Origin of the sequence: Dyella humi, from assembly GCF_044904605.1 — a bacterium.
Taxonomy (GTDB): domain Bacteria; phylum Pseudomonadota; class Gammaproteobacteria; order Xanthomonadales; family Rhodanobacteraceae; genus Dyella_B; species Dyella_B humi.
Map to the genome: position 1 here is coordinate 1,777,575 of NZ_JADIKI010000023.1, position 16,922 is coordinate 1,794,496.

General features: G+C 61.8%; 12 protein-coding genes and 1 rRNA gene. 6 read left to right on the forward strand and 7 right to left on the reverse strand.

Annotation, left to right across the window (positions count from 1 at the left end):
- Window positions 1–88: 88 nt before the first annotated feature.
- The 3 genes from rrf to ISP18_RS19060 all read left to right on the forward strand — a co-directional run bounded on the left by rrf (window position 89) and on the right by ISP18_RS19060 (window position 1,566).
- Window positions 89–203: ribosomal RNA gene (gene rrf, locus ISP18_RS19050) — 5S ribosomal RNA — on the forward strand.
- A gap of 343 nt (window positions 204–546) precedes the next feature.
- Complete coding sequence (locus ISP18_RS19055; RefSeq protein WP_380011082.1) at window positions 547–1,233, forward strand: rhomboid family intramembrane serine protease; 687 nt, start codon at window positions 547–549, stop codon at window positions 1,231–1,233.
- Between the two features lie 9 nt (window positions 1,234–1,242).
- Complete coding sequence (locus ISP18_RS19060) at window positions 1,243–1,566, forward strand: DUF1820 family protein (protein ID WP_380011085.1); 324 nt, start codon at window positions 1,243–1,245, stop codon at window positions 1,564–1,566.
- Here the strand turns inward: ISP18_RS19060 and ISP18_RS19065 are convergent.
- On the reverse strand, window positions 1,563–2,291 hold the full coding sequence (locus ISP18_RS19065; protein WP_380011088.1) for a glutamine amidotransferase: 729 nt from the start codon (window positions 2,289–2,291) through the stop codon (window positions 1,563–1,565). The genes ISP18_RS19060 and ISP18_RS19065 overlap by 4 nt on opposite strands.
- 26 nt (window positions 2,292–2,317) lie before the next feature.
- Entirely contained in the window at window positions 2,318–4,141 is a 1,824-nt protein-coding gene (locus ISP18_RS19070) for a GspE/PulE family protein (RefSeq protein ID WP_380011091.1), read from the reverse strand.
- Between the two features lie 93 nt (window positions 4,142–4,234).
- On the opposite strand from ISP18_RS19070, the gene glyQ reads away from it, so the two are divergent.
- Complete coding sequence (glyQ, locus tag ISP18_RS19075) at window positions 4,235–5,146, forward strand: glycine--tRNA ligase subunit alpha (protein WP_380011094.1); 912 nt, start codon at window positions 4,235–4,237, stop codon at window positions 5,144–5,146.
- Window positions 5,143–7,290 carry a glycine--tRNA ligase subunit beta gene (glyS, locus tag ISP18_RS19080; protein WP_380011097.1) on the forward strand — a complete coding sequence of 716 codons (2,148 nt, stop codon included), beginning with the start codon at window positions 5,143–5,145 and terminating at the stop codon, window positions 7,288–7,290. Before glyQ ends, glyS begins: the two co-directional genes overlap by 4 nt.
- A 73-nt stretch (window positions 7,291–7,363) precedes the next feature.
- Here the strand turns inward: glyS and ISP18_RS19085 are convergent, their stop codons facing one another.
- A complete protein-coding gene (locus ISP18_RS19085) occupies window positions 7,364–7,942 on the reverse strand; it encodes a helix-turn-helix domain-containing protein (RefSeq protein ID WP_380011100.1) in 579 nt (192 codons plus the stop codon).
- Window positions 7,943–8,480: 538 nt separating this feature from the next.
- Between ISP18_RS19085 and ISP18_RS19090 the strand changes: the two genes are divergently transcribed.
- A complete protein-coding gene (locus tag ISP18_RS19090) occupies window positions 8,481–9,344 on the forward strand; it encodes a YbaY family lipoprotein (protein WP_380011103.1) in 864 nt (287 codons plus the stop codon).
- 76 nt (window positions 9,345–9,420) lie between these two features.
- Here the strand turns inward: ISP18_RS19090 and ISP18_RS19095 are convergent, their stop codons facing one another.
- The 4 genes from ISP18_RS19095 to mnmG all read right to left on the reverse strand — a co-directional run bounded on the left by ISP18_RS19095 (window position 9,421) and on the right by mnmG (window position 16,778).
- Window positions 9,421–11,463: an autotransporter outer membrane beta-barrel domain-containing protein gene (locus tag ISP18_RS19095; RefSeq protein WP_380011106.1), complete on the reverse strand. Its 2,043-nt coding sequence runs from the start codon at window positions 11,461–11,463 to the stop codon at window positions 9,421–9,423.
- Between the two features lie 153 nt (window positions 11,464–11,616).
- Entirely contained in the window at window positions 11,617–13,941 is a 2,325-nt protein-coding gene (locus ISP18_RS19100) for a Tex family protein (protein ID WP_380011109.1), read from the reverse strand.
- Window positions 13,942–14,072: 131 nt separating this feature from the next.
- Window positions 14,073–14,825, reverse strand: a complete 753-nt coding sequence (locus tag ISP18_RS19105; protein ID WP_380011112.1) for an RDD family protein — start codon at window positions 14,823–14,825, stop codon at window positions 14,073–14,075.
- Window positions 14,826–14,900: 75 nt separating this feature from the next.
- Window positions 14,901–16,778, reverse strand: coding sequence for a tRNA uridine-5-carboxymethylaminomethyl(34) synthesis enzyme MnmG (mnmG, locus tag ISP18_RS19110; protein WP_380011115.1), 1,878 nt, complete (start codon window positions 16,776–16,778; stop codon window positions 14,901–14,903).
- Window positions 16,779–16,922 lie beyond the last annotated feature (144 nt).

Sequence of the window (16,922 nt, forward strand, 5' to 3'; positions counted from 1 at the left end):
TCACGAGAAGAGTTAAAAACCGGCTATCTATGGTCGGACTCTTCAAAGTTGCGGAGCCGGCGCTAAAAAGCGCTGCTCCCACCCCTTCCCTGGCGGCTATAGCGCTGTGGCCCCACCCGATCCCATCCCGAACTCGGAAGTGAAACGCAGCTGCGCCGATGGTAGTGTGGCATTGCCCATGCAAGAGTAGGTCACCGCCAGGGGCTTTATCCTTAAAACGCCTTCCCGAGATCGGGAAGGCGTTTTGCTTTACAGCGATGGCAGCATGCGGCGCATCGATCACGGGCTTCGGTGCCCGCTTGGTGGATCAAACGCCGACGTAGGCGTGCTGCAGATGGTCATCGTGCTAGTTCTCGGTGTTGAGCATCCAGCCGTCGCTCTGTATGGCCAGTGCGAACTCCGTTGCATAACGCGAGCAGAATGAACCAGCTGTGCTCGTGCTGCAGATAGTCGATCCGCTGGAGTATTTTCGGTAAGCAGTACACGGTTATCGCCTAAGATGTACTCCCGGATAGCTCGACCGGTACGCTCGTCGAGGAGAACACCGTGTTTGTGAATGTCGAAACCCGACGCCAACCGCGCCTGCATTGGGCAGCAACGCTGCTGATCTGCATCTGCGTGGTGACTTTCATGGCGTTGGCTTTGATGTCACCGCCGCGGCGCGTGACCTTTCTGCTGGAATGGGGAACGGTTCCAGCCAACGTGTTCGACACGCATCAACCGATCTTGCAGCAATTGCGCGATCCGGCACTCCTTCGACTAATAACCGCACTATTCATCCATGTCGCCTGGCTGCATTTGCTCAGCAATCTGCTGTTCTTGATGATCTTCGGCGTGCCGGCCGAACGCACTCTGGGTTCGATTCGCTTCCTGATACTGTTTCTGCTGGGTGGTGTGGTTGCCAATTTCGCCGGGGCCATTTCTTTAGCGGGAGAGGTCAGGCCGATTATCGGTTGCAGCGGTGCGGTGTCGGCTGTGCTGGGGGCGTACGTGTCGTTGTTCCCGAGGGCGCGTTTGGGATTGGTGCTGCCATTGGGTTTCTATCTGGAATTCGTCCGTGTGCCGGCGTTTCTGTTGATTGGCATCTGGGCGCTGTTGCAGCTGCTTTTCAGCTATGCGGGTGGCCCGAGTTATGGCGGTTACGCCTGGTGGACGCACGTGGCAGGCTTTTTGTTCGGCGTGCTGTTCGCGCTGTTGTCACGCAATGCGATCATGCGCCGCATGCGCCGGTAGAATTGCAATATGCGCAATCAGAAACTTTACAAAGTCACCTTCCTGCACTTGGGCAAGTGCTACGAGTTGTACGCCCGGCACGTTGCCTCGAGCAACCTGTGGGGTTTCACCGAAATCGGCGACCTGGTGTTTGAACCGGCAGGCGAAGGGCTGGTCGTGGATCCGACTGAGGAACGCCTGCGCGAGGAATTCAAAGATACCCGCGTGCTGCATCTGCCGATGCAGGCGGTGATACGTATCGAGGAAGTGGATCGCAAAGGCACGCTGGCGATCCGCGACGCGGCGGACGGCCAGAAGGTCACGCCTTTCCCGATGCCGCCACGAAATCGCTAGCGTGATGCGCGACTGAGTCCGTGATGCCGCGAGAACATCTTCAGCAGTCGCCTCGCCAACGGCGTGGCTGCCACCTGCCGATAGGTGTGATGGGGATCGAAGCCCTCTCGCCGCATATCATGATGTTTGCGCCGGATATAGGCGCGCATCACGTCGGCATTGAATTCGGGATGGAACTGCACGCTGATCGCATGGCGGCCATAGCGGATCAGATGGTGCGGATCGCGTGCAGAACGCGCCAACACCTTCGCATCCTTCGGAATGTCCACCACGCTCTGTTCGTGTGTGGTGTGTGCGCGAAATTGCGAGGGCAGAAACGCAGTCATCGCATCCTGTTCCGCACCCGGCAGCAATTCGATCGGCACCGTACCAATCTCTCTTCCTCCGGCGAGATAGTCGACGCGTCCACCCAAGGCATGCGCCATCAGCTGATGGCCGTAGCAGACGCCCAGCAGGGGCAGATCGGCGTCCATCGCGTTGCGGATCCAGCCTGCCGTGCGCTCACTCCATGGCGCGCGATCCGTCACCATCGCTGCGGAGCCGGTGATCAATGCGCCGGACACTTCTTGCGGTGATGGCAAGTCTTCGCCCGCTGCCACATTGACCACCCGTACCCGCTGCGGCGCGAGCTGCGCGCTCAGGCGAAACCAATGCGGAAAGTCGCCATGACGCGCCCGGATGTTGTCGGGGGCCTGGCCGGTGCGAATGATCAGAATGGGCTTCATGCTAGGAAAGAAGTCGATCGAAAGCTTCAGGATGGAGAATCTTCAACATGCTCGACCGGCGGCAGCACGGTCAGTACTTCTTGCACAGTGGTCAGTCCGCGCGCGACCTGATCCGATGCGGAAATACGCAACGGGCGCATGCCTTCAACCAACGCTGCCCGACTGAAATGGATCAGATCTAGCTGCGCCCCGATCATGCCACGCAGGCGCGGAGTGAGCGGCATCATTTCATAAATGCCGGTGCGGCCCAGGAAGCCAGTGTGACGGCACTCCAGACAACCCACCGGCTTGAACACCTGTTCGGGCACCGGAATCGACCAGCCGTGCGTGAGCACCGTCCATTCGTGCGGATCCTGCTGCGTTTCGAGTTTGCAATGCGGGCACAGCGTGCGCACTAGTCGTTGCGCTACCACGCCGGTCAGCGTGGATTGGATCAGATAATGCGGCACGCCCAGATCGAGCAGGCGCGTCACGGCGCTCGGCGCATCGTTGGTGTGCAACGTGGAAAGCACCAGATGGCCGGTAAGCGACGCCTGCACCGCCATCTGCGCCGTTTCTAGATCGCGTATTTCGCCCACCATGATGATGTCCGGATCTTGGCGCAGCAGCGTGCGCACCCCGGCGGCAAAATCCAGATCGATAGTAGGCTGCACCTGCATCTGGTTGAACTCCGGCGAGACCATTTCGATCGGGTCTTCGACCGTGCACACATTGATGTCGGGTGTCGCCAAATGTTTTAGCGTGGAATACAGCGTGGTGGTCTTGCCGGAGCCGGTCGGTCCTGTCACTAGCACAACGCCGTGCGGACGCTCGACCATGCTTCGCCACAAGGTGTCTTCCGTCGCGGAAAACCCCAACTGCGAAAAGTCCTTGGCCACGATGTCCGGATCGAAGATACGCATCACCATCTTCTCGCCGAAGGCGGTGGGCATGCTTGAAATACGCAGTTCCACTTCGCGGCCGGAGGTGGCGCGCGTCTTGATGCGGCCGTCCTGCGGGCGGCGCTTTTCCGCTACATCCATGCGCGAAAGAATCTTGATGCGCGACGTCACCGCGGTCATCACCGGCGGCGGCAGCTCGAATACCTTGTGCATGATGCCGTCGATGCGAAAACGCATCATGCCTGCTTCGCGACGCGGTTCCAGATGGATGTCCGACGCGCGCTGCTCGAAGGCGTATTGCAGCAGCCAGTCCACAATATGCACCACGTGGCGGTCGTCGGCACCGACTTCGCCGGCCTTGCCCAACTCCAGCAACTGCTCGAAATTCAGCAGCGCGGAGGGATCGTAGCCACTCTGGCTCTTGGCGTCCTTGGCCAACTGGATCGAACGCTGGACACCGTAGAATTCTTGCAGATAGCGATTGATGTCGATCGGGCTGGCCACCACGCGATGCACATCCCGGCGCAACATCTGCGCGAGATCCTTGGCCCATGACTGATCGAACGGCTCTGCCGTGGCGAAGGTCACCTCGCCCGGCGTCACGGCCACCGGAAGGATGCGATGGCGTTGCGCGTAGGCGTGGCTCACTACTTGCGTGACCGCAGCCACGTTGATCTTCATCGGATCGATCTTCAGGTATGGCAGTCCGGCTTGTCCGGCCAACCATTCGGTCAGGCCCTCCAGGCTGAGCGGCCGGCCTGGTTCGCGACGGTTGGTGAGCTTGGCGTTGGCGATGATCACCAGCGGATTGAGTTCCACCGTGCTGCGCCCGACGCGATTCCCTATGCGTAGTTGCTTGGCATCGTCGGCCAGCAGATAGCCGTCCACCACCAGCGCCGCGAGCACGTCATCCAAAGCGAGCCGGCCGCGGCGGCCAAGCAGAGAGGCGATTTGTTGTGTTGCTGCCATGGGTGCCCCCTAAAGGCGCCGATCACCCGGAAAAACGGCGAAAAGATGCGCTGCGGCTATACTAACCCGCTTTACGCTCAGGTTAGGAAAGAGATGTCCGCGCCTACCTTCCAGGATGTGATCCAGACCCTCAACCGCTACTGGGGAAGCCAGGGTTGCGTGCTGCTTCAGCCCCTCGACACCGAGGTTGGCGCCGGCACCTTCCACCCTGCCACGTTTCTGCGTTCGCTTGGTCCCGAACCTTGGGCTGCGGCTTATGTGCAGCCTTCCCGCCGTCCCACCGACGGTCGCTACGGCGAAAACCCCAATCGCCTCCAGCACTACTACCAATACCAGGTAGTGATGAAGCCGAACCCAGAGAACATCCTGGAGCTGTACATCGGCTCGCTCAAGGAGTTGGGCCTTGATCCGCAGGTGCACGATCTGCGCTTCGTGGAGGACAACTGGGAGTCGCCCACCCTCGGCGCCTGGGGTCTGGGGTGGGAAGTGTGGCTCAACGGCATGGAGGTCACCCAGTTCACGTACTTCCAGCAAGCCGGTGGCCTGGAATGCAGGCCAGTGACGGGCGAGATCACCTACGGTCTGGAACGCCTGGCGATGTACCTGCAGAACGTGGACAACGTTTATGACCTGGTCTGGACGGAAGGCCCGCACGGCAAAGTTACCTACGGCGATGTGTTCCACCAGAACGAAGTGGAGCAGAGCACCTACAACTTCGAGCACGCGAACGTCGCCGAGCTGCTGCGTTGGTTCGACGTGTGCGAGAGTGAGGCCAACAAGCTGATCGCCGCTGGTTTGCCACTACCGGCTTACGAACAGGTGATGAAGGCCAGCCACACCTTTAACCTGCTCGACGCGCGCCGCGCCATCAGCGTCACCGAACGCCAGCGCTACATCCTGCGCGTGCGCACCTTGTCGCGCAGCGTGGCCGAAGTCTATGTAGCGCAGCGCGAAAAGCTCGGGTTTCCCGGATTGAAGCATCAGAAAAAGGAGCAGGCTGCATGAGCGCCGCCAAGTCATTGCTCATCGAGCTGGGCACGGAAGAACTGCCGCCGAAATCGTTGGACGAGCTGGGCGCCTCGTTCCTGCGCGGTATCTGCGAGGGCCTAGGCAAGCGCGGTATCGCGGCGCTGCTCGACCAGGCTTCGCTCTACATGACGCCACGGCGTTTGGCCGTCCATATCCCCGAGGTCGCCACGGCGCAGCCTGAACAATCGATCGAGCGTCGCGGCCCCGCTGTGAATGCGGCGTTGGATACGCAAGGCCAGCCGAGCAAGGCGTTGGTCGGTTTTGCACAGTCCTGTGGCGTCGGCGTCGAACAGCTGGAGAAACTGGAAACCGACAAGGGCGCGTGGTTCGTGTATCGCACCGTGAAGCCCGGTCAGCCGGTGGCTTCGTTGTTACCAGAAATCGTCGACGAAGCGCTCAAGGGGTTGCCTATCCCGAAGCCGATGCGCTGGGCTGATCACGACTATACATTCGTGCGCCCAGTGCATTGGCTGGTGATACTGCATGGCTCGGACATCGTCGATGGCGAAGTGCTGGGTTTGCACAGCGGTCGCAAATCGCGCGGCCATCGCTTCATGCATCCGCAGCCTGTGCATCTTGCCGACGCGGACAGCTATGTGGACGCCATGCGCATGGCCAAGGTGCTGGCTGATCCGATGGAACGCCGCCAGCGCATTCGTGACGAAGTAGTGCGCGTAACGAAAGAAACCGGTGGCACGCCGCGCCTTGACGATGCGCTGCTTGATGAAATCGCTAACCTCACCGAATGGCCGGTCGCCATCGCCTGTACTTTCGATCGTGCATTCCTCGGCGTGCCGCCTGAGGCTCTGGTTACGACGATGGAGGCCAACCAGAAATTTGTGCCGGTATTCGATGCACAGGGCAAGCTCACCGAACACTTCATCGGCATCGCCAATGTCGACAGCAAGCATCCCGGTGAGATTCGCAAAGGCTACGAGCGCGTGATCCGTCCGCGCTTCGCCGATGCAAAGTTCTTCTGGGATGAAGATCTCAAGACGCCGCTCAAGAGCTATCAGGACGCGCTGAAGAACGTCACCTATCAGCAGGCACTGGGAAGCTTGTGGGACAAGAGTGTGCGGGTGGCCGAGATCGCGCGCATCGTCGCCAATCGGGTCGACGTCGATGCGGGCTTGGCGACACGCGCGGCGAGCCTGGCCAAGTGCGATCTGCTTACGCGCATGGTCGGTGAGTTTCCCGAACTGCAGGGTGTGATGGGCCGCTACTACGCGCAGCACGACATGGAACCGGCCGAAGTCGCCGATGCGCTGGACAGCGTGTACCAGCCGCGCTTCGCGGGCGACACCATCGCCGCGGGCAAAGTGGGGCAGGTGCTTGCTATCGCCGAACGCACCGATACGCTCGCCGGCATTTTCGCCGTGGGTTTGAAGCCCAGCGGCAACAAGGATCCGTTCGCCCTGCGTCGCGCCGCGTTGGGCTTGGCGCGCACGCTGATCGAAGGCGGCCTTGAACTCGATCACAAGGCGCTGTTCACCGAGGCGCTGGAATTGCTGCCGGACGCTGCGCTTGCTGCCGGCCTCAAACCGGGTAAGGACGGCAAGTCGCCCGCGCTCGACGCGGGTCAGCGCCGCGCCGCGCTAGTGTCCGAACTTAACGACTTCGTGCTCGAACGCTTGCGTGGCTATTACGCGGAAAAGGGGTTCACCACCGAGCAATACGAAGCAGTGCTGGCGGTAGTGCCCATCAGCCTGGTCGATTTCGATCGACGTTTGCGAGCTGTCGTTGAATTCGTGCGACAACCAGAAGCGGTGAGCCTGGCGGGTGCCAACAAGCGCGTCGCCAACATTCTGCGCAAGCAGCAGGAAGAACACGGCGCGCAGAGCATTCGTGAGCATGTTGATCCCGCGCACTTCGAAGAAGATGCCGAACGTGCCCTGGCGCAGGCGCTGGAAGCAGCGCAGGCGGATACGGCCGTAGCGTTACAGCGTCGCGATTACACCGCCGTGCTCGCGCGTTTGTCCCAGTTGCAAGCGCCGGTCGATGCGTTCTTCGACCACGTGCTGGTGAATGCGGACAATCCCGTTGTGCGCGCCAACCGGCTCGCGCTGCTCGGACGTCTGAAGGCGCAGTTCACTGCCATCGCTGATATCGCAAGGTTGTAGCGACGGGATATGCACAAAAAAAGCGGCAGCCATCGGGCTGCCGCTTTTTTTGTGATGTGATCGAGAAACCGCTTTAGGAAGTCAGCCGAGCCGCCGTACGTCCCCTCAAGCGCTCTGCAAGGCGATGATTGAACGCTACCATGGCGCTCGCATCGACGTCGTTGCCACCAGGCCCAAGGATGTCGTAAAGCTCTGCCAGCATGTCGGAGTTTTCGGCCAGCGTCAGCTGGCTATCCGCCAGATCCAGTTCCGATTGCAGGATGCGCAACGCGGTGTTCAAGCGCTGCACATCCATGCCGCTGGCTTCCAGCGTTTCCGCGGCGGCGCGCAGCTTGGAGCGGTGGCGCGAAGCAATGCTTTCGGAGCTGTTGGTGCCCCTTACGTTGTCGTCGGGGACCACGGCGCTGGGATCCATCATCGATCCCTCGCCAGCCACCAGCCACACCAGGGAAATGCCCAGGGTGCGCGCCAAGGTCACGCAACGAGCGCGCGAAGGGTCGGTGTTGCCGTCTCGCCAACTGCGGACCACTCCCTCCGAAAAGCCGCACATGCGGGCTATCTCTGTAACGCTGCCAACGCGCTGGATCAGCACCTTGATGCGATCGGCGAAGGTCGTAGTGGGCTCGGTGGGCGTAAGAGTTTGCAAATTCATCGCAAAATTCCACAGTAGTCTAACGTTTGGCCGGTAAGTTCTTATCGGCGCGCCTGTTTTTTATAGACCAAACATCCCGGATAAATCTGTAGTCGATCGCAAGTTATTGCGTAGAACCTGGATGAACTTGCAGGCGGCGGCGGGCTTGTTGGGTCGTCCTTCGGCGCACAAACGCGTCAGTAGGCGCGGGGTTGACACACGAAGCCCTAAATAGGGCAAGAATCTACGGGCATCGAGTCTGAGTGCCCGCCAATGAAGGGGCCTGGGAATGCCAAGTCGGCTCGCCGGGACCGTCGGAATTTCTTCCTTCGATGTGGAATTTATGCGGCGAAATTCCCACAACTCTTCCATCACAGGGCGATAAAAACTCCCTGCTCTTCCGGCGGTTACATACGGCAGCGAATGGAGTTTTCGTCCCGTTGACTTTTCCGTGAAGGGACTTTGGGCTATTCTCGGAGGCTCCCCCGTGGATGTTTGCGACGCGATGCGTGCGGCAGGCATCGCGATTCGAATCGATCCAACCTGAGGTTTCCATTCCATGCGCAGCGTTGTTTGGTCGCTGATGACAGTGGCAGCGGTGGCAGTAGCCGGCTGCAATAACTCTTCAAATTCGTCGTCGTCGACCGGCACGGATGGTACGGAAGCGAATGCGCCGGCTGCCGCCACGCATAGCGTCACCGGCACCGTCACGCTTCGCGGCGGCATTACGCCTTCCCAGCAAGACAAGCTCGACATCAGCATCGTGGACGTAACGGCGCAGGGTTCCGCACCGCTTGCGACCAAGACCATCGCTCCGGCGACGACGTTCCCGCAGTCGTTCGAGCTCGATTTCAATCCTGCCAACGTCGCCACCAACGACATGTACATCGTGCAGGCCCAGCTGACTGATGGCGATCGCCACTACACGATGCCGCTGCAGGCGCCGGTGCTGACCCAGGGTCATCCGACCACGAACGTCAACATCGAACTCGCTCCAGAGCAAACGCCGGGCGAAAAGCTGCTCGTCGCGTTCCAGGGTGTGCAGAAGCAGATCGGTGGCATGAAGCGTACGGCTGGCACCAAGCTCGAGCCGAATGCCTCGCGCGCCTGGCAGGTGTTCCGCGAAGGCGGCGAAGTGAAGTTTGTTCGCGAGCTGGTCGATTACGGCGACAAGGGTTTTACCAGCACCGACTTTGCCTACAAAGACGGTAAGCCGTGGGTGGTGCAGCAACAGAAGAAGCCCAGCCAGAACGCCAAGCCCACCTCGGTGGATACCGCCGGCTGGGGCGACGATGGTTCGCTGGTGCTGAAGACGCACGATGCCGGTGGCAACACTTCTGCACTGGACGACAGCGATGCCCAGAATCTGCAGCAGCAGGCCAAGGACATCCTCAATCTGGCGACGGGTGGTAAGGGCAAGTAAGCCTCCGCTTCCAGGCTTGAACGCATAAAAAAGCCGTCCCAATTGGGACGGCTTTTTCGTTGCCGTAAAGCTCGGCTCAGAAGCCGAACTTCACGCCCAGGTTGACGCCATTGCTGCGCTGGCTGTTGTCGGCGAAGTGACCGTTGTAGGCGATCCAGCCGGACAGATTCGGCGTGATCTGCGCTGTCACACCCACATTGGCCGAGCCCCAGTTCTTGTCCGGCGTGAAGCCAGCCATGTCGAAGCTGCCGTTCATGCTGTTGAGGCCGGCGGTGACGGTGTCGGTGCTGGCGCGGCTGTCGTGGTTCCAGCCAAGCTCGAGGTACGGCGCCAGATCCATGCTGGCGTACTGCATATGGCCCTGCAGTCGCCAACCTAACGTGCTGATCAAGGCATTGCGCTGCTGGCGGCCGAACCACATAGCAGTGGCGTCGTTGCCGTTCTCGCTGTAGCCGTTGATCTTGATGTTCTGGTATTCGAAGTTCGCGAACGGACCGGTCTTCAATCCGGCGACGTCGAACCAGTAGCCGCCGTGAAGCCCCAAGCCGACATACGAGCCATCGGTCTTGCCGCTTTCGTGCGTGCGGTTGCTGCCGATCATGAAGACGCGGTTGACGTCGGTGTAGCTGGCTTGGCCGAAGTCGCCGTACAGGCCGGCATAAGCGCCGCCGGTGTGCCAGGTGAGGTAGCCCAGGCCGGTGATCGCTTGCAGATCGTAGCCACCACCACCGCTGACGTCGGCGTAGTGTTCACCGATGCCGAGCGCCACGCCGGCAGAGATGTAATCCGTGGCGTGGATGTCGGCGCCGACGGTGAGGTCGACGTTGTTGCTGGTGGTCTTCGGTGCGCCGGCACGCTGGTCGAACTGCTGGTTCGAATAGTTGATGTTGGCGAACGCGCGCGTGGTGCTGCCGAAGTTATCCTGCATCATCTGGTTGCGCACCACGGAGGTCTGCGTGGTCACGGCGGCGAGCGGGGCTTCCTGCAACAGCGAAATCTGCTGGGGCGCGGCCAATTCGGATAGCACTACTTCCGAAAGCATCACGTCTGCCGCGGTGGTGGGATGCACGCCATCGGCGAACAGATAGGTTTGGTTGGTGCCTGGCGCATACGTGTATTTCGCGCCGGAACCCTGCGGGCCGCACTGCACCGAACTGGAGCCTACGCCGCACGCTGGCGTGGTGACGTTGGTGAAGCCATACGCACCAGGATTCGCGATGACCTGGTTGAGCAGGCCGTAGGTGTTCACCGGAATGATGCCCTTACCCAATTGCCCCAGGCCGGCATTGAGTTGGCCGTTGTAGATTACGCTCAGCGTGGTGAGCGAGGATGCCGCGGAGGCGCCTTGCTCGAGCGCCTCGGGCGTCAGGCCGATGTTGGGCAGATTGAACACCACGATGTTCTTCGCCCCGGCCGCCTGCAGCGCGCCGATCAGCTTCACTTCCTGCTGTGCGGCGGCAGCGATGGTGGTTTGCGCCTGGGCGGCGGTTTGCAGAGAAGACACGTTTGCGGCAGCGGCCACCTGGGCGTTCACCTGCGCGGTCACGGTCGGCGTGATCTGTGCCTCGAACGCGGCGATGGCGACCGGGCTATTCGGAATCAGGCCTGCCGCAACTGCCTGCGAAGCTTCGGCGGCCAGCGTCTGCGCGATCAGCTGCTGCGCGGTCGCCCCGGCCGCCACCGAAACCGCGGCGTTGAAGATGTCGTTGGCACCGCCCCACATCGTATACAGCGCATGAGGATTCACGCTGCTGCTGGCCAGATAGCTGGTGACCTGGCTGGTGATGGTTGGCACGCTGGAAGGCGTGCCCGGGTCGTTGTTGTTGATGCCCGCGCCACCCCAGGCATAGTCGGTGCCGCCCGCCAGCGATGCACTCAGCGAGTAGCCGAGTCCGGTCGCGACGTTCTGCACGGTCACCGCGCCGGGATTGGTGGTGAACTCGAGCGGCGGCTGGATGCTCGGGGCGGTCGCCAGCGAAATATTGCCCGCGTCACTGAGGCTGTCGCCAAAGGCCACAACGCTATTGAAAGTCGAATGCGGATTGCCCGTGGCGTGCACGGCGCCAACCATGCTGAGGGCCAGCGCCACGGCGCCGGCGATCTTGCGAGGGTGCAACATGTGGGTGCTCCTGCGTTTGTTATAAGGCCGTTACGTTAATGCATGCCATACGGCAGCGCATGCTGCGCTGCCGTATCGGGAACTTTCGGGATTTGCAGAAACGTAAGCGGCAGCTCCTTTCCTCAGAGGGGAAGGGCGCAACAGCCGGAGCTATCAGCGCTTCAGCGCGCGGGACAACGCATCCGCAAAGGCACTATTGGCCGGCGCAGCAGCGGGCTTCGGCGGTGCACTGCCTGGCCGCGGCCCACGGTTGTCGCGTCCTCCGCGCGGTTCGCTGCCACCGGCCGGCCGGCCGCCGCGGGCCTGGCCGGGCTCGTCGTCCAGGCGCATGGAAAGGGCAATGCGCTGGCGCGGAATGTCCACCTCCATCACCTTCACCTTCACGATGTCGCCAGCCTTCACCGCATCGCGCGGATCCTTCACGAAGGTGTGCGATAGCGCGGAGACATGTACAAGACCGTCCTGATGCACGCCGATGTCGACGAACGCGCCGAAGGCGGCCACATTGGTGACGCGCCCTTCGAGAATCATGCCCGGCTTGAGATCCTTCAGATCTTCCACACCCTCTGCGAAGCTCGGCGCCACGAACTCAGGGCGCGGATCGCGGCCGGGCTTTTCCAGCTCTTTGAGAATGTCGCGCACGGTCGGCACACCGAAGCGCTCATCGGTGTACTGCTCGGCTTTAAGGCCGCGCAAGAAGGTGATGTCGCCGATGATGCTTTTCACCTCACGTCCGCATTGCGCGATGATGCGTTCCACCACCGGATACGCTTCCGGATGCACGGCGCTCGTATCGAGCGGATTGTCGCCATTGGGAACGCGCAGGAAGCCCGCGCACTGCTCGAACGCCTTGTCGCCCAGACGTGGTACTTTCAGTAGCGCTTTGCGATTGGCGAACGGGCCGTTGGCATCGCGATGCTTCACCACGTTCTCAGCGACGCTGGGCGTAAGACCTGCCACGCGCGACAGCAGTGCCGCTGAAGCCGTATTCACGTCGACGCCGACGGCGTTTACGCAGTCTTCCACCCTTGCATCCAGCGCGCGCGCCAGCTTTACCTGGTTCACGTCATGTTGGTATTGGCCCACGCCGATCGCCTTGGGTTCGATCTTCACCAGTTCCGCCAGCGGATCCTGCAGACGGCGCGCAATGGAGACGGCGCCACGCAAGCTTACGTCGAGATCGGGGAATTCCTTGGCGGCTGTTTCCGACGCCGAGTACACCGACGCGCCGGCTTCGCTCACCACGATCTTGGCGAGCTTCAAATCCGGATGCTTCTTGATGAGTTCGCCGGCCAGCTTGTCGGTTTCGCGCGAGGCGGTGCCGTTGCCGATCGCGATCAAATTCACGCCGTGCTGCTTGCTCAGTACCGCAAGACGCGCGAGCGACTGATCCCACTGGTTGCGCGGCTCGTGCGGATACACCGTATCGGTAGCAAGCAGTTTGCCGGTGGCATCGACCACCGCCACCTTCACGCCGGTGCGGATGCCCGGGTCCAGGCCCATCACGGTCCTTGATCCAGCCGGCGCGGCAAGCATCAGATCCTTCAGGTTGTCGCCGAACACGCGGATCGCTTCGTCTTCTGCTGTCTCGCGTACGCGACCGAATAGATCCAGTGTGAGATGCAGATGCAGTTTTACGCGCCAGGTCATGCGCACGGTTTCGCGCAGCCACGCATCCGCGGGACGGCCGCGATCGATGATGCTGGCATGCGAGGCCACACGACCTTCGGCTTCCGCATGGCCCTGTTCGGCTTCGACGGTCGGCAGCAGTTCCAGATCGATCACGCTTTCGTTGCGCGCACGCATCAACGCGAGCAAGCGATGCGAGGGAATCTTGCCAATCGGCTCCATGTGATCGAAGTAGTCGCGGAATTTCGCGCCTTCGTTTTCCTTGCCCTCGACCACCTTGGCGCGGATCTGACCTTTCTCCCACAACCAATCGCGCAGTTCGCCCAGCAGCTGCGCGTCTTCGGCAATACTTTCCATCAAGATGGCGCGTGCGCCGTCGAGCGCGGCGCGCACGTCCGGCACGCCTTTTTCCGCATCGATAAATGTCGCGGCAATCGCTTCCGGCGATTGCGAGGGATCTTCGCGCAGCCCGATCGCCAGCGGTTCCAGCCCCGCTTCGCGCGCGATCTGCGCCTTGGTGCGGCGTTTGGGTTTATAGGGCAAGTAGAGATCTTCCAGGCGCGCCTTGGTGTCGGCGTCGAGAATGTCTTGCTTCAGCGCATCGGTGAGCTTGCCTTGTTCTTCGATGCTCGTGAGGATCGCCGCGCGGCGTTCTTCCAGTTCGCGCAGGTAACGCAGGCGTTCTTCCAGCAGGCGCAGCTGCGTATCGTCGAGGCCGCCGGTGACTTCCTTGCGGTAGCGTGCGATGAACGGCACGGTGGCGCCGCCGTCCAGCAGATCCACTGCGGAGCGGACCTGTTCGGGCTTGGCGGCGATGTCCTGGGCGATGCGTTGTTCGATGCTGAGCATGGGACTACATGATTCCTTGACGTTGCGTGGTGCGACGAACGTGTTGCGAAAGCGTCATGCGTCGTCGGTCTGCGAGCATGACAAAAAAGACGGCGCACGCACAGAAGATTGCGCCGTATTTGATCAATGCATCAGGCGTTGAACTGGCCGTGCTCGCCGCTCGGCCGCTGCGGCGGCTGTTCCTGCGCGGTACCGTTGAGCACGTACGTGCCGGCCCAGAGATCGTGCAGGCCCTGCTTGCGCTGCGTCCAGGTGATGGCGAGGTAGCAGATCACCGGAATCAGGCCGAAGATCAAGGCTGACAAGCGCACGATATTGCGTGCAGCTGCGCGGCCGAGTGTGATGCGCTGTCCTTGGACGTCCGTGACGCGCAGGCGCAGCGCCAGCTTCCCCGGTGTGGCCTGCCACTTGGAAGATTCGAAGAAGGCGTAATACAAGTAAGTGATCACCAGCGATGCCACCGATGCGCCTTCCGTGGCCTGCGCATAATCGCGCAGGGCCGCAGTCATGTCGGCGCCGCTTTGCATCTGCCCAAGCAGGTGCTTGTAGGCTTCCAGGCCGCCGAGCGTGTACATCACGATCATGGAGGGAATCATCAGGATGATCAGGTCGATCACCCACGCCCCGAAGCGCTGCCAGAAACCGGCGTAGTCGAAATGGGCCGTGTTCGTTCGCTGCTGTTGCAGGGGTGGCGGTCCGTAGGGACTGGGAGCGGGCGCAGGCTTGTCCTGCGGAAACAGCACCGACAGCGGCTGCCAATCGGCCAGGCCGTCGTACCACGCGAGGTCGTCCGGGCTGACCTGGCCGCTGCGCAACCAGTCGCGTATCTGTTCTTCCTGATAGGGGCCGTGACGTTCGCCGTTACGACCGATCCAGACTTCCATGGCGTTTCCTCGAAAAAACATCAGGCGCATGATGCCATGCGCTCGCAACCGACTGTGAGCAGGGAGGGGCCGCGATCAAGCCGCGTCGCGACGCTTCAAATGCACCAGCAATAGCGAAATCGCCGCGGGCGTGACGCCGCTAATGCGCGCCGCCTGGCCGATGGTGGCCGGCAGGCTGCGCTTGAGCTTCAACAGCACTTCGGCGGAAAGGCCGCGCACCTTGTCGTAATTGAAGCTGGTGGGAATGGCGGTGTTTTCGTGGCGGCGCTGGCGTTCGATTTCCTCGCGCTGACGTTCGAGATAGCCCGCGTACTTAGCCTGTACTTCGACCTGGGCGGCAACGTCTTCGCGTTCGACGACCGGCCCCAGCTCCGGCACACGGGACAGCTTGGCGTAATCCAGTTCAGGACGGCGCAGCAGATCCAGCGCGTTGGTCTCACGACTCACGGCGATGCCGAGCTGGCGCTCGATCGCCGCGCCCAGCATGTTGTTTGGCGCGGCCCACAGTGCGCCCAGGCGCTGCGTCTCACGTTCCACCGCTTCGCGTTTGGCGCGCAACGCATCGAAACGTTCCTGCGGCACCACGCCCAGCGCGTGGCCGGTTTCGGTAAGGCGCAGATCGGCATTGTCTTCGCGCAGATGCAGACGGTACTCCGCGCGCGAGGTAAACATGCGATAGGGCTCGATGGTGCCGTTGCTGGTGAGGTCGTCGATCAGCACGCCGATGTAGGCCTCGTCGCGGCGCGGATACCACGCCGACTTGCCCTGCACCGCAAGGGCAGCGTTGAGGCCGGCGATCAAGCCTTGCGCGGCGGCTTCTTCGTAGCCGGTGGTGCCGTTGATCTGGCCGGCGAAATACAGGCCCGGAATGGTCTTGGTTTCCAGCCATGGATGCAGGCCGCGCGGATCGAAGTAGTCGTACTCGATCGCGTATCCGGGACGCGTGATGTGCGCCTTCTCGAAACCCTTGATCGAGTGCACCAGCTCAAGCTGCACGTCGAACGGCAGCGAGGTGGAGATGCCGTTGGGATAGATCTCGAAACTATCCAGCCCTTCCGGCTCGATAAATATCTGGTGCGAGCTCTTGTCGGCGAAGCGCACCACCTTGTCCTCGATGGAAGGGCAGTAGCGCGGGCCCACGCCTTCGATCTGGCCGGTGTAAAGCGGCGAGCGGTCCAGCGCACCGCGAATCACGTCATGGGTGCGGGCACTGGTGTGGGTGATCCAGCAGTTTACTTGGCGTGGGTGATCGCTCCGCGAGCCAAGATAGGAGAACACTGGCGCCGGATCGTCGCCCGGTTGTTCCTCCAGGCCGCTGAAATCGATGCTGCGCAGATCGATGCGCGGCGGCGTGCCGGTCTTCAGCCGGTTGGCGGCCACCGGCAGTTCGCGCAGGCGCTGGGCTAGCGTGGTGGCAGGCGGATCGCCGGCGCGGCCGCCAGCATATTGGGCTGGGCCGATGTGAATCTTGCCGGCCAGGAAGGTGCCAGCGGTGAGCACCACCGATCGGGCGCGGAAGGAAACCCCCATCTGTGTCACCACGCCCACCACGCGGCCTTGCTCGATCAGCAGGTCGTCCACCGCCTGCTGGAACAGATCCAGGTTCGGCTGGGTTTCCACGATGTGGCGGATGGCGGCCTTGTACAGCACGCGATCGGCCTGGCATCGCGTGGCGCGCACAGCCGGGCCCTTGGAAGCGTTGAGCGTGCGCCACTGAATGCCGGCGCGGTCCGCCGCATGTGCCATAGCGCCGCCCAGGGCATCGATCTCCTTCACCAGATGGCCTTTGCCGATGCCACCGATGGCCGGATTGCAGCTCATCTGGCCGATCGTTTCGATGTTGTGGCTCAGCAGCAGAGTGCGCGCGCCGCACCGCGCGGAAGCAAGCGCGGCTTCGGTGCCGGCGTGGCCGCCGCCGATCACGATTACGTCGTAGGAAGTCGGATGAAGCATCGGATTCCGGGCAAATGCAAGGACAGACAAACGCTTATGATAATGCGCCCAGCCTTGTCAGGCATTACTTACTCGAGGCTGGCATGCTTTCTGCTTTAGATTCACTGCACTTTCACGGGCAGACGCTGCGCATAAGCGCGCTGA

Coding starts and splice junctions, on each gene's coding strand:
- ISP18_RS19060 (WP_380011085.1), top strand. CDS start 1,243: ATGCGCAATCAGAAACTTTACAAAGTCACCTTCCTGCACTTGGGCAAG.
- ISP18_RS19065 (WP_380011088.1), bottom strand. CDS start 2,291: ATGAAGCCCATTCTGATCATTCGCACCGGCCAGGCCCCCGACAACATC.
- ISP18_RS19070 (WP_380011091.1), bottom strand. CDS start 4,141: ATGGCAGCAACACAACAAATCGCCTCTCTGCTTGGCCGCCGCGGCCGG.
- glyQ (WP_380011094.1), top strand. CDS start 4,235: ATGTCCGCGCCTACCTTCCAGGATGTGATCCAGACCCTCAACCGCTAC.
- glyS (WP_380011097.1), top strand. CDS start 5,143: ATGAGCGCCGCCAAGTCATTGCTCATCGAGCTGGGCACGGAAGAACTG.
- ISP18_RS19085 (WP_380011100.1), bottom strand. CDS start 7,942: ATGAATTTGCAAACTCTTACGCCCACCGAGCCCACTACGACCTTCGCC.
- ISP18_RS19090 (WP_380011103.1), top strand. CDS start 8,481: ATGCGCAGCGTTGTTTGGTCGCTGATGACAGTGGCAGCGGTGGCAGTA.
- ISP18_RS19095 (WP_380011106.1), bottom strand. CDS start 11,463: ATGTTGCACCCTCGCAAGATCGCCGGCGCCGTGGCGCTGGCCCTCAGC.
- ISP18_RS19100 (WP_380011109.1), bottom strand. CDS start 13,941: ATGCTCAGCATCGAACAACGCATCGCCCAGGACATCGCCGCCAAGCCC.
- ISP18_RS19105 (WP_380011112.1), bottom strand. CDS start 14,825: ATGGAAGTCTGGATCGGTCGTAACGGCGAACGTCACGGCCCCTATCAG.
- mnmG (WP_380011115.1), bottom strand. CDS start 16,778: ATGCTTCATCCGACTTCCTACGACGTAATCGTGATCGGCGGCGGCCAC.